Genomic DNA, 11,434 nt, shown 5'->3' on the forward strand with positions numbered 1-11,434 from the left:
TCACGGCTCCTCTCGGTAGACCAGGCTTGCCATCCGGCCGGTCGGTCCATCCCGGCGATGGGAGAAGAAGCGCGCCCGATCCGTGTACGTGCACCAGCCTCCGCCGTGTACCGCGGCCACTCCGGCCGCCTGCAGGCGGCGCCGTGCCAGACGGTAGAGGTCAGCGTACCAGCGATTCGCGGCGCCGGGGATAAAACCTTCTGCAGCACCGGGATCTCGGGCGGTGAACGCCTCGACCACTTCTGGCCCCACTTCGAAAGCGGTCGGGCCGATGGCCGGCCCCAACCAAGCGTGGAGCTCAGCGGCAGGCACTGGCAGCACCGCGACCACGGCCTCGAGCACACCCCCGGCCAGACCGCGCCAACCAGCGTGGGCGGCGGCCACGACCTGAGCGTCCCGGGCGGCGAAGAGCACCGGCAGGCAGTCCGCGGTGAGCACGGCACAGACCACCCCGGCGCGGTCGGTCCAGGCCGCATCGGCTCGGACTCCGCGTGCCACCCGGTGGGCCGCGACCACCTCGGCCCCGTGGACCTGCTCGAGCCACACTGGGTCGGCCGGCAATTCGGCGCAATCGCGCAGCAGGCGGCGGTTAGCAGCCACCGCCGCGGGATCGTCCCCGGTATGCGTGGCCAGATTGAAACTCGCCCAGGGCGCAGCGCTGTGACCGCCGGAGCGCACTGTGGTCAGGGCCCGAACACCATCCGGCACGGGCCACTGCGGCGCCAGAACGGGGCACTCAGCCATGGCGCAGGACCTCCAAGAGGCGCTCCCAGTCGTCTGGCGGCGGCGCTTCCCAGTGCATCGCCTCTCCGGTGCGCGGGTGCTCAAGGCGCAGATGCCGAGCGTGCAGGGCCTGACGGCGGAAGCCGTCGAGCACGGCGCGCAGGGTCTCGCTCGCCCCCTTGGGGTAGACCGGCCGGCGCCCGTAGACGGGATCGCCCACCAACGGCAGCCGGCAGTGCGCCATGTGCACGCGGATCTGGTGGGTGCGCCCGGTTTCCAGCTCCACATCGAGCAGGGTGTGGGCCGTGAACCGCTCGGCAACGCGGTAGTGGGTCACCGCCGGACGACCGGTCTCCACCACGGCCATGCGCTTGCGGTCCCGCGGGTGACGGGCGATGGGGGCGTCCACTCGCCCCCCGGCGGTGGGGCGCCCGACGACCACCGCCTGGTAACCCCGCCCCACCGTGCGCGCCTGAAGCTGCGCCACCAGTGCGTGGTGTGCCGCATAGGTCCGGGCCACCACCAACACCCCCGAGGTCTCCTTGTCCAGCCGGTGGACGATCCCCGCACGGGGCAGCGCCTCCAGCCCGGGGTCGTAATGGAGCAGGGCGTTGACCAGGGTGCCGCCGGGGTTGCCCGCCCCCGGGTGAACCACCAGGCCCGCCGGCTTGTCCACCACCAGCAGGTGGTCGTCCTCGTAGAGCAGGCGCAACGGGATGGGTTCCGGCGCCAGCGGGGTCTCCGGTTCGGGCTCGGCGTCCACGCTGATCTGCTCACCGGCATGAACCGGATCGCGGGGCCGGCGGACCGCGCCGTCGACGGTGATCCAGCCGGCCCGGATCCACTGCTGCAAACGGCTGCGCGAATAATCGGGGAAGAGCGCCGCCAGCACCCGATCCAGGCGCTGGCCGGCCAGCCCCTCGGGTACGGCGGCTTGGTGACGGGGTCGTTCCATACGTATAGTACGAGCCTTTGCTATCGCTACAATGACGGGCCTGCACAGGCCGCGGAGTCACGGAAATCATGCACCGCATTCAGCGCTGGGCGACGATCGCCCTGGTGGCACTCCTTGCAACCGGCTGTGCCGGGACTGACCCCGACGGGGCCGCCGAGCGCAGCGTCGAGGAGCTCTATACCGACGCCCGCAGCAGCCTGAGCTCCGGGAACTATTCGCAAGCCGTGGAGCGCTTCGAGAACCTGGTGGCGCGCTACCCCTTCGGCACGCACGCCGTGCAGTCCCAGCTGATGATCATCTACGCCCACTACCTGGCCGGCCAGCATGAATCGGCCATCGCTGCAGCGGAGCGCTTCCAGCGCATGCATCCGCGCAACGAGCATGTAGCCTACGCGCTTTATATGCGCGGCGTCTCCCGGCAAGCCCAGGGGCCGGGCGGTCTGGGCGATCTGTTCAACGTCGACGCCAACCTGCGCGACCCGGAACCGAAGCGTCGCGCCTTTGCCGACTTCCGCGAACTGACCGAGCAGTACCCGGACAGCGAGTATATCGACGACGCCGTCGAGCGCATGGAACAGATCCGCGTCGCGCTGGCCGAGCACGAACTCTACGTCGGACGCTTCTACCTGGAGCGCAGCGCCTACATCGCCTCGGCCAACCGAGCGCGGACGATCATCGCCCGGTACCCCGGGACCCCGGCCGTCCCCGAGGCCATGGGCATGCTGGCCGAGTCCTACCGCCGACTCGGGCTCGACCCCCTGGACGAGGACGTAGAGCGGGCGCTGCGGGAACGCCACGAGGTGCCCGCCCCGGAGCTCGGGGGGCGGTAGGCGGCGCCCCGCCCCAACCCGGGCTAGATGGCGTTCTCGTCCTCTTCCCCGGTACGAATCCGGATCACCCGCTCGACGTTGGTGACGAAGATCTTGCCGTCACCGATCTTGCCGGTCTGGGCGGCCTGGGTGATGGCCTCGACACAACGATCCACGTCGGCGTCCGAGACCACCACCTCGAGTCGCATCTTGGGCAGGAAATCGACCACGTACTCGGCGCCCCGATACAGCTCGGTATGCCCCTTCTGACGGCCGAACCCCTTGACCTCGGTAACGGTCATGCCCGTGATCCCGATGTCCGAGAGTGCCTCACGGACGTCGTCGAGCTTGAAGGGTTTGATGATCGCCTCGACTTTCTTCATGCGAGCAGCTCCTTGGGATGGGGCGCAATGGCTCTGGGTTCAGTGTTTCGGGCTCTGGACTCCACCCTCAGGGTAGCGTGAGCTAGTCGCTGCAGCCCTGACAACCGGACCAGCCCGAGGTAATCGGATATCGGCGGTCCCGCCCGAAGGCGCGCCGGGTCACCTTGACCCCGGGGGCCGCCTGGCGGCGCTTGTACTCGTTCCGGTAGAGCAGCCGGATCACCCGGCACAGCTCCACCGCGTCCAGCCCCTCGACGCGGATCTCGTGCTCGGCGGCGTCGTCCTCCAGATACTGGCGCAGCACGGCATCAAGCACCCGATAGGGCGGCAGGCTGTCGCTGTCCCGCTGATCGGCGCGCAGTTCCGCGGTGGGCTCGCGCTCGATGATGGCGGCGGGCACGGCAGGCCCCAGGCTATTGCGGTACTCGGCCAGGCGGTAGACGTCAGTCTTGTAGACGTCCTTGAGCGGTGCGAACCCCCCGCACATATCGCCGTAGAGGGTGGCGTAACCAACCGCCAGCTCGCTCTTGTTGCCGGCGGCCAGCAGCATCAACCCCAGCTTGTTGGAGAGCGCCATCAGGCAGTTGCCCCGGATGCGCGCCTGGATGTTCTCCTCGGTAGCATCCGCCTCCCGCCCGGCGAAGAGGGGGGCCAGGGCCTGCTCGTAGTCGGCGAAGAGCGACTCGATGGGGATGCTCCGATACTCCAGCCCCAGGGCCTGGGCCGCCGCCCGGGCGTCCTCCAGGCTGCGCTCGGCGGTGTAGCGGGTGGGCATCATGACCGCCAGCACCCGATCCCCGCCCAGCGCGTCGGCGGCCACCGCGGCCACCAGCGCCGAGTCGATCCCCCCGGAGAGCCCCAACACAACGCCGGAGAAGCCGTTGCCGCGGACGTAGTCGGCGGTGGCCCGCACCAGCGCCTGGTAGACCGCCGGCGGCCCTTCGACGGCCTCGGCCTGCTCGCCGTGCAGCGCACCCCCTTGCCAGTCCAGCGCATACAGCCCGTCGGCGAAGGCCGGGGCGCGTGCGCTCAGCGCACCGGTATCGTCCAGCGCGAACGAGCCGCCGTCGTAGACCACCTCGTCGTGACCACCGACGAGGTTGGCGTAGAGCAGCGGAACCCCGGTCTCGGCCACCCGCCGAGCCGCGACCCCCTCACGCTCGGCCTGCTTGCCGTCGTGGAACGGGGAGGCGTTGATGCTGACCAGCAGCTCGGCCCCGGCCGCTGCAGCCTCGGCGGCCGGCGTCGCCGCCCAGATGTCCTCGCAGATGGCCACCCCGATGCGCCGGCCGGCGACCTCGAGCAGGCAGGGGGCATCGCCGGCACGGAAGTGGCGGTTGTCGTCGAACACGCTGTAACTCGGCAGGCAGCGCTTGTAAGCCGCCCCCACCTCGGCGCCGTCGGCCAGGGCCACGGCGGCATTGCGCACCACGCCGTGGCGGTGCAGCGGGGCCCCGACCAGGGCGGTGACGCCCGTGCACGCCGCAGCGATCCGGGCCAGCGCCCGCTCCACCGCGGCGTGGAAGTCGCTGCGCAGCAGCAGATCGTCGGGCGGATAACCGGTGACGGCCAGCTCGGGGAAGACCACCAAGTCGGCCCCGAACTCGTCCCGCGCCCGGCCGATGGCATCGATGATCCGCCGGGCGTTGTCATCCAAGGCACCGACGGGAAAGGGCAGCTGAGCGACGACGATGCGCATGGTCTGCCTCAGCCCGCCACCAGCCGCCGGATGCGCTCGCCGATCTCGGTCGGCGAGCGCACGGTGGCCACCCCGGCCGCCTCCAGGGCGGCGAACTTGTCATCCGCCGTCCCCTTGCCGCCGGAGATGATGGCCCCGGCGTGACCCATGCGCTTGCCCGGCGGCGCGGTCACCCCGGCGATGTAGGCGACCACCGGTTTGCTCATGTGGTCGCGGATGAACGTGGCGGCCTCCTCCTCGGCGCTGCCGCCGATCTCACCGACCATGACCACCCCGTCGGTGTGCGGGTCGGCCTCGAACTGCTCCAGGCAGTCGACGAACGACATCCCCTGGATCGGGTCGCCACCGATGCCGACACAGGTGGACTGCCCCAGGCCGATGTCCGTGGTCTGTTTGACCGCCTCGTAGGTCAGGGTCCCCGAGCGGGAGACGATGCCGATCCGCCCGGGCAGGTGGATGTGCCCGGGCATGATGCCGATCTTGCACGCATCCGGGGTGATGACCCCGGGGCAGTTGGGCCCGATCAGCGCCACGTCTTCGCCCCGCAGGGCCTCCTTGACGTGCAGCATGTCCAGCACCGGGATGCCCTCGGTGATGCAGGCGATCACCCGGATCCCGGCGTCGGCGGCCTCGAGGATGGCGTCGGCGGCGAAGGGGGCCGGGACGTAGATCACCGAGGCGTCGGCGCCGGTCGCTGCGACCGCCTCGCGGACGGTATTGAACAGCGGGCGATCCAGGTGGGTGCCGCCGCCCCGCCCCGGGGTCACGCCGCCGACCACCTGTGTGCCGTAGGCGATGGCCTGCTCCGCGTGGAAGGTCCCCTGCTTGCCGGTGAACCCCTGCACGAGCACCCGGGTGCTCTGGTCGACGAGAATGCTCATGTTCTGCTCCTCTCTTGCCTGGGGCTCAGGCCACCTGACCGGCGATATCGACAATCTTGGCGGCGGCATCCGCCAAGTCGTCGGCGGGGATGAGGTCGAGCCCGCTGTCGGCGAGGATCTGCTTGCCCTGCTCGACGTTGGTGCCCTCCAGCCGGACGACGACGGGGACCTCCACCCCGACGTCCTGCACCGCGGCCACGATGCCCTCGGCGATCATGTCGCAGCGGACGATCCCGCCGAAGATGTTCACCAGGATGCCCTCCACCGAGGGGCTGGAGAGGATGATCTTGAAGGCCTCGGCCACCCGCTCGGCGTTCGTACCGCCGCCGACATCGAGGAAGTTGGCCGGGGCCCCGCCGTGGAGCTTGATCACGTCCATGGTGGCCATGGCCAGACCGGCCCCGTTGACCATGCAGCCGATGTTGCCGTCCAGGGTGATGTAGTTGAGGTTGTGCTCGGCGGCCCGGACCTCGGTCTCGTCCTCCTGGGTGAGGTCGCGCATGTCCTGGATCTGCGACTGCCGGCCGATCTCCACGGCGTTGTCGTCCACGGTCACCTTGGCATCCAGGGCCAGCAGCCGGCCCTCCCCGGTGACGATCAGCGGGTTGATCTCGACCAGCGACAGATCGCGCTCCAGGAACAGGCGGTAGAGCCCCTGCATCATCCGCGTCAGATCCCCCACCTGGGCCTTGTCGAGGCCCAGGGCGAACCCCAGCTGACGGCACTGGTACGGCTGCAGCCCGGCGGCCGGATGGACCCGCACGGTGTGGATGCGCTCGGGCTCGCTGGCCGCCACCTCCTCGATATCCATACCGCCGGCGGCCGAGACCATGAAGACCACCCGCTGGCTGGCCCGGTCGACCAGGGCGCCCAGGTAGAGTTCGCGGGCGATCTCCAGACCCTCTTCGACCAGCAGGGCGTGGATCGGCTGCCCGCGCCCATCGGTCTGGTGGGTGACCAACCGCTCGCCCAGCAGCGAGTCGGCGTAGCGCTCGATCTCGTCGCCCTCCTGGATCACCCGGACGCCACCGGCCTTGCCGCGCCCCCCGGCGTGGACCTGGGCCTTGACCACCCAGGCCGAGCCACCGAGCCGCTCGGCAGCGGCACGGGCCTCGGCGCTGGAGCGCGCCACATACCCGCGGGGGATGGCGATCCCCGCCTCGGTGAAGAGGTGCTTGGCCTGGAACTCATGAAGATTCATTGAACAGCTCCTCCCATGGGGTCGCGGTCGCCGGGCGGTCGATTATAGTGGTTCAGCGGCCGGCGCTTTTCAAAACCGTCCGGCCGTGCCAATTTGGTTGGCCGCGCGCCCGGGCCTCGAAGCCCGAGGGCTCAAGGTAATCACGGAAGCGCACGTGCATGCTAGGCCAGATCCTTCTTGTCATCCTGATCATCCTTGCCTGGATCGGGGCACGCAGCCTGCTCCAGAAGCGCCTGCGTCAAGATAGCGAGGAACGCGGCCAGACCGGCAGCTCCGGCGAGTCCGCACATACCGAGGAGATGGTGCGCTGCGCGCGATGCGGCGTCTTCTTGCCGCGCTCCGCCGCTTACCCCCGGGAGGGCGTCTACTTCTGCTCGCCGGAGCACCGGCAGCTCGGGCGGGACGAGCCCCCAGTCCGCCCCCGGTAGAAAGGCGCGCCGGGGCGTCCCAGAGCCCCCGGCACACCCCACCAAGCGCGACCCCGTACAGGAGGAGCCGGCTCGGCTCAGTTGGAGCCGATCATTCGGCGCACAGGCCGGTGGCCACATGCGCCAGGTCGTCGGGGAGATCACACGACCACGCCCCGCCCTCGTCCCATTCCGCGCCCGTAAAGGTCACGCTCTGACCGGCCAGTTCAGCGTTGACCCCCTGAGTCGCGAAGGTCATCTGCACCTCGACGTCGCCAGCATTGGTCTGCACCTCGATGTCGTTGATGTAGTCACCGCCGTCCCCCACCTGCTCCTCGATCCAATCCGAATTGACCCCTTCGGCGCCGCGGAGGTGGACCTCGGACTCCACGGCGGTGCGCACCCCACCGAACAGGGTCAACGCCTCGGTGAACTGGGTGCGAGCGACGTAGCTCTGGTACTGGGGGACCGCGATGGCCGCCAGCATGGCGATGATGGCCACCACGATCATCAGCTCGATCAGGGTGAAGGCGGCGCAGCGCCAGCGCCGCCGGATACACGTGTTCATGGCTCACCTCCCTGTGAGACCCGAAACGGAATGACTTGTGACACTGTGCTCCGGCTACGCCCGCGGCGGGTCGCGGAGGCCCGGGCTGATGGTCATCAAGCCGCGCAGGTTGTAACGTGCCGGAAGACACCCTGCCACGACGGGCCCGGAGCCATGCGCCGATTCGTGCTCGATACCAGCGTCTTCACCAACCCGGACGTCTACCTGCGCTTCGACGAAGAGCCGATGCAGGCCATCTCGGTCTTCCTCGGGCTGGCACGCCGCGCCGACGCCGAGTTCTACATGCCCGGACCGGTCTATCAGGAACTGTGCAACCTGCGCTCGATGGATCTGATCGGTGCCGAATTCGAGACCGAGGTCTACATCCGCTCGCCCCGGCGCTTCTCCATGACCATCCCCTCGGAGGTGCTCTACGAGTTCATCGAGGAGGTGCGCACCCGCATCCAGCGGGGCCTGCGCATCGCCGAGGAACACGCCCGGCAGGCGGGTCAGGCGGAGTCGCTGCCGCCGGAGCTGATCACCCAGCTGCGCGAGCGCTACCGCGAGGCCATGCGCCGCGGCATCCTCGATTCCCGCGAGGATATCGATGTGGTCCTGCTCGCCTACGAGCTGGACGCCACGCTGGTCTCCGCCGATGAGGGGATGCGCAAGTTCGCCGAACGCATCGGCATCAAGCTGGTCAACCCGCGCTACCTGCGCGGGGTGATGCAGAACCTGGCCGGCGACGACCCCGGTCACGCGCCCCCCTGCGGGCCGGACCAGCCCGCCGGGTAGAGCCCGGCGGCCAGGCAGCGCCGGTAGGAGCTGTAGCGCCACCCCTCGGGCCGGCCGACCAGCCCGCGGCGGACCGGCTCCCAGTGGATGTGGTCCAGCGCCTCCCGCCACGCCTCCGGATCCACGTCCCACCACGCCACGCCGGGCCGCCACAGCCGCCCGCGGGGCAGCCCGGGCCAGTGGCGCAGATGCCGGGTACAGTGGGCCTTGGCCGCCTGCCAGCGGGGGCGCGGATCGGGGTCATCCGGGGGCAGCCGCCACAGGCCGTGGACGGCATCGGGCAGGACCACGGCGGCATCCCAGACCAGCGGCCGGCGCCGGGCCACTTGCCGAAAAGCGGTCCGCAGCCGCTGCACGGCCTCCGGCCGGGCCAGCCAGGGATGGCGGCCGTGCGTGGTCAGGCAGAAGCGGACACACCGCCCCTGCGGGGACACCTCCTGGTGCATGCGCGCTCCTCCCTGAACGCGTCGCGCCCCTTTATCGTGCCAGGCCGCCAACGGCTGTCAATCGGCCGGGGCACAGCGGCGCGCGGCGCTGGCAGCCGGCAACGGCTCGGTTATCATGGCGCCTTTTCCACGGCACCGAGGTTTCACGAAAGATGGTCAGTGAGTCGATCCCGCAGCGCATCGCCCAGGAGCTGGGCGTGGGCAACCGGCAAGTCGAGGCCGCCATCGAGCTGCTCGACGGGGGCGCCACGGTCCCCTTCATCGCCCGCTACCGCAAGGAGGTCACCGGCGGCCTCGACGACAGCCAGCTCCGCTCGCTCGAGGAACGGCTGACCTACCTGCGTGAGCTCGACGAGCGCAAGGAGACGGTGCTCAAGGCCATCGACGAACAGGGCAAGCTCACCGACGAGCTGGCCGAGGCCATCCGGACCGCCGAGACCAAGACCCGGGTCGAGGACCTCTACCGCCCCTACCAGAAGAAGCGCCGCACCAAGGCGCAGATCGCCCGCGAGGCCGGGCTGGAGCCCCTCGCCGACACCCTCCTCGCCGACCCGAGCCAGGTCCCCGAGGAGGCGGCGGCGCCCTACGTCACCGGACCCGCCGAGGAAGGGCAGGAGACCCCGGCCGTGGCCGATGTCGAGGCCGCCCTCGACGGCGCGCGGCAGATCCTCATGGAGCGCTTCGCCGAGGATGCCGACCTGCTTGAGGAACTGCGCGACTACGGCTGGCGCAAGGGCTATCTGGTCAGCCGCGTGGCCGAGGGCAAAGAGAAGGACGGCGCCCGCTTCCGCGACTACTTCGAGCACGCCGAGCCGCTGCGCAAGATCCCCTCCCACCGCGCCCTGGCCATGCTCCGCGGGCAGAGCGAGGAGATCCTGCGCCTGGAGATCGCCTGGTCCGACGCCGAGGCCCGCGGCGAGAGCGACGAGCGCAGCGTCGGTGAGGCGGCCATCGCCCGGCGGTTCGCCATCGCCGACCACGGCCGACCGGCCGACGCCTGGCTGGCGCGCACCGTTCGCCTGGCCTGGCGGGCGAAACTCTCCACCCACCTCGACCTGGCCCTCAAGCGCCAGCTGCGCGAGCAGTCCGAAGAGGAAGCCATCCGCGTCTTCGGCGCCAATCTGGAGGATCTGCTGCTGGCGGCGCCGGCCGGCCCCAGGCCGACCATCGGCCTCGATCCGGGGCTGCGCACCGGGGTCAAGGTCGCGGTCATCGACGCCACCGGGGCCGTGGTCGATACCGCCACGATCCACCCCTTCACCAGCCGCAACAAAGACCCCGAGGGATCGCTCAAGAGCCTCGCTGACCTGGCCCGCAAGCACGAGGTGGGGCTGGTGGCCATCGGCAACGGCACCGCCTCCCGCGAGACCGACGCCCTGGTCGGTGAGCTGATCAAGCGCCACCCGGAGCTGGGCCTCCACAAGGTGGTGGTCTCGGAGGCCGGCGCCTCGGTCTACTCCGCCTCCGAGCACGCCTCGCGAGAACTCCCCGAGCTGGACGTCTCCCTGCGCGGCGCGGTCTCCATCGCCCGACGCCTGCAGGACCCCCTGGCCGAGCTGGTGAAGATCGAGCCCAAGTCCATCGGCGTCGGTCAGTACCAGCACGACGTCAATCAGAGCCACCTCGGGCGAAAGCTCGATGCGGTCGTGGAGGACTGCGTCAACGCCGTCGGCGTGGACGCCAACACCGCCTCGGCGCCGCTGCTCGCCCGCGTCTCCGGCCTCGGCCCGGGCCTGGCCGAGAAGATCGTCCAGCACCGCTTCGACAACGGCCGCTTCCGCACGCGCAAGGATCTCCAGGGGGTCCCGCGACTCGGCCCCAAGGCCTTTGAACAGGCCGCCGGCTTCCTGCGCATCCCCCAGGGCGACAACCCGCTGGACGCCTCCGCCGTCCACCCGGAGGCGTACCCGGTGGTCGAGCGGATCTGCGCCGAGACCGGCCGGAGCGTGGCCGATCTGATCGGCGACGAGGGCTTCCTCGGCGGCCTCGACCCGAAGGCGTACACCGACGAGCGCTTCGGCGAGCCCACGGTGCGCGACATCCTCGGCGAGCTCGCCAAACCGGGCCGGGACCCGCGCCCCGAGTTCCGTACCGCCGCCTTCCGCGAAGGGGTGGAGAAAATCCAGGATCTGGAACCGGGCATGGTCCTCGAGGGCACGGTGACCAACGTCGCCAACTTCGGCGCCTTCGTCGATATCGGGGTCCACCAGGACGGGCTGGTGCACATCTCCGCCCTCGCCCACGAATTCGTCCGCGACCCGCGCGACAAGGTCCGCACCGGGGACGTCGTCCAGGTCAAGGTCATGGAAGTCGACCTGGAGCGCCAGCGGATCGGCCTGTCCATGCGCCTCGACGACGACCCCAACGCCCAGGCCGAGGGGGGCCGCAAGGGGGCCAATGGCAAGGGCGCCTCGGCCGCCCGGGGCAAGGGCGATGGCTCCGGCAACAAGGCGACCGGGCGCGGATCGAAGAAGGGCAAGAAGCAGGAAAAGGCCGAACCCGCCACCGCCACAGCGCTGGCCGAGGCCTTCCGCAAGGCCCGCTCCTGAAGACCACCCGGTGGTTCCGGGGCGCGGCGGCCGGTCGCC

Annotated in this window: 12 protein-coding genes; 4 read left to right on the plus strand and 8 right to left on the minus strand. The window is 70.3% G+C overall.

The features are described 5' to 3' along the window. Positions 1-744, minus strand: a complete 744-nt coding sequence (gene pgeF, locus HHAL_RS11290) for a peptidoglycan editing factor PgeF (RefSeq protein WP_011815020.1) — start codon at positions 742-744, stop codon at positions 1-3. Continuing rightward, positions 737-1,678, minus strand: coding sequence for a 23S rRNA pseudouridine(1911/1915/1917) synthase RluD (gene rluD / locus HHAL_RS11295; protein ID WP_011815021.1), 942 nt, complete (start codon positions 1,676-1,678; stop codon positions 737-739). Before rluD ends, pgeF begins: the two co-directional genes overlap by 8 nt. Before the next feature lie 68 nt (positions 1,679-1,746). Between rluD and HHAL_RS11300 the strand changes: the two genes are divergently transcribed. Next, positions 1,747-2,508: an outer membrane protein assembly factor BamD gene (locus HHAL_RS11300; RefSeq protein ID WP_011815022.1), complete on the plus strand. Its 762-nt coding sequence runs from the start codon at positions 1,747-1,749 to the stop codon at positions 2,506-2,508. A 23-nt stretch (positions 2,509-2,531) separates the two neighbouring features. Here the strand turns inward: HHAL_RS11300 and glnB are convergent, their stop codons facing one another. From glnB to sucC, 4 genes are all read right to left on the minus strand, one after another. Next, positions 2,532-2,870, minus strand: coding sequence for a nitrogen regulatory protein P-II (gene glnB / locus HHAL_RS11305; RefSeq protein ID WP_011815023.1), 339 nt, complete (start codon positions 2,868-2,870; stop codon positions 2,532-2,534). Between the two features lie 82 nt (positions 2,871-2,952). Beyond that, a complete protein-coding gene (locus HHAL_RS11310) occupies positions 2,953-4,569 on the minus strand; it encodes an NAD+ synthase (RefSeq protein WP_011815024.1) in 1,617 nt (538 codons plus the stop codon). Between the two features lie 8 nt (positions 4,570-4,577). Beyond that, positions 4,578-5,450, minus strand: a complete 873-nt coding sequence (gene sucD, locus HHAL_RS11315) for a succinate--CoA ligase subunit alpha (RefSeq protein ID WP_011815025.1) — start codon at positions 5,448-5,450, stop codon at positions 4,578-4,580. 25 nt (positions 5,451-5,475) lie between these two features. Beyond that, positions 5,476-6,651, minus strand: coding sequence for an ADP-forming succinate--CoA ligase subunit beta (gene sucC / locus HHAL_RS11320; RefSeq protein WP_011815026.1), 1,176 nt, complete (start codon positions 6,649-6,651; stop codon positions 5,476-5,478). Between the two features lie 158 nt (positions 6,652-6,809). Here sucC and HHAL_RS11325 point away from each other — a divergent pair, with 158 nt between their 5' ends. Beyond that, on the plus strand, positions 6,810-7,079 hold the full coding sequence (locus tag HHAL_RS11325) for a PP0621 family protein (protein WP_011815027.1): 270 nt from the start codon (positions 6,810-6,812) through the stop codon (positions 7,077-7,079). Between the two features lie 91 nt (positions 7,080-7,170). Here HHAL_RS11325 and HHAL_RS13675 read toward each other — a convergent pair whose 3' ends face one another. Next, on the minus strand, positions 7,171-7,626 hold the full coding sequence (locus HHAL_RS13675) for a pilin (protein WP_011815028.1): 456 nt from the start codon (positions 7,624-7,626) through the stop codon (positions 7,171-7,173). A 153-nt stretch (positions 7,627-7,779) separates the two neighbouring features. On the opposite strand from HHAL_RS13675, the gene HHAL_RS11335 reads away from it, so the two are divergent. Further along, positions 7,780-8,400 (plus strand): RNA ligase partner protein, encoded by a 621-nt coding sequence (locus HHAL_RS11335; protein ID WP_011815029.1) that lies wholly within the window; start codon positions 7,780-7,782, stop codon positions 8,398-8,400. Here the strand turns inward: HHAL_RS11335 and HHAL_RS11340 are convergent. Then, the gene (locus HHAL_RS11340; protein WP_011815030.1) at positions 8,361-8,846 is read right to left on the minus strand and encodes an REP-associated tyrosine transposase; all 486 of its coding nucleotides are present in this window, start codon (positions 8,844-8,846) and stop codon (positions 8,361-8,363) included. The genes HHAL_RS11335 and HHAL_RS11340 overlap by 40 nt on opposite strands. Before the next feature lie 152 nt (positions 8,847-8,998). On the opposite strand from HHAL_RS11340, the gene HHAL_RS11345 reads away from it, so the two are divergent. Continuing rightward, on the plus strand, positions 8,999-11,395 hold the full coding sequence (locus tag HHAL_RS11345) for a Tex family protein (RefSeq protein ID WP_011815031.1): 2,397 nt from the start codon (positions 8,999-9,001) through the stop codon (positions 11,393-11,395). Positions 11,396-11,434: the final 39 nt, after the last annotated feature.

The sequence above is a fragment of the Halorhodospira halophila SL1 genome (assembly GCF_000015585.1).
Classification (GTDB): Bacteria; Pseudomonadota; Gammaproteobacteria; order Nitrococcales; family Halorhodospiraceae; genus Halorhodospira; species Halorhodospira halophila.

What these genes read in the sequence shown, in the direction of transcription:
- pgeF (WP_011815020.1), bottom strand. Translation starts at nt 744, where the DNA reads ATGGCTGAGTGCCCCGTTCTGGCGCCGCAGTGGCCCGTGCCGGATGGT.
- rluD (WP_011815021.1), bottom strand. Translation starts at nt 1,678, where the DNA reads ATGGAACGACCCCGTCACCAAGCCGCCGTACCCGAGGGGCTGGCCGGC.
- HHAL_RS11300 (WP_011815022.1), top strand. Translation starts at nt 1,747, where the DNA reads ATGCACCGCATTCAGCGCTGGGCGACGATCGCCCTGGTGGCACTCCTT.
- glnB (WP_011815023.1), bottom strand. Translation starts at nt 2,870, where the DNA reads ATGAAGAAAGTCGAGGCGATCATCAAACCCTTCAAGCTCGACGACGTC.
- HHAL_RS11310 (WP_011815024.1), bottom strand. Translation starts at nt 4,569, where the DNA reads ATGCGCATCGTCGTCGCTCAGCTGCCCTTTCCCGTCGGTGCCTTGGAT.
- sucD (WP_011815025.1), bottom strand. Translation starts at nt 5,450, where the DNA reads ATGAGCATTCTCGTCGACCAGAGCACCCGGGTGCTCGTGCAGGGGTTC.
- sucC (WP_011815026.1), bottom strand. Translation starts at nt 6,651, where the DNA reads ATGAATCTTCATGAGTTCCAGGCCAAGCACCTCTTCACCGAGGCGGGG.
- HHAL_RS11325 (WP_011815027.1), top strand. Translation starts at nt 6,810, where the DNA reads ATGCTAGGCCAGATCCTTCTTGTCATCCTGATCATCCTTGCCTGGATC.
- HHAL_RS13675 (WP_011815028.1), bottom strand. Translation starts at nt 7,626, where the DNA reads ATGAACACGTGTATCCGGCGGCGCTGGCGCTGCGCCGCCTTCACCCTG.
- HHAL_RS11335 (WP_011815029.1), top strand. Translation starts at nt 7,780, where the DNA reads ATGCGCCGATTCGTGCTCGATACCAGCGTCTTCACCAACCCGGACGTC.
- HHAL_RS11340 (WP_011815030.1), bottom strand. Translation starts at nt 8,846, where the DNA reads ATGCACCAGGAGGTGTCCCCGCAGGGGCGGTGTGTCCGCTTCTGCCTG.
- HHAL_RS11345 (WP_011815031.1), top strand. Translation starts at nt 8,999, where the DNA reads ATGGTCAGTGAGTCGATCCCGCAGCGCATCGCCCAGGAGCTGGGCGTG.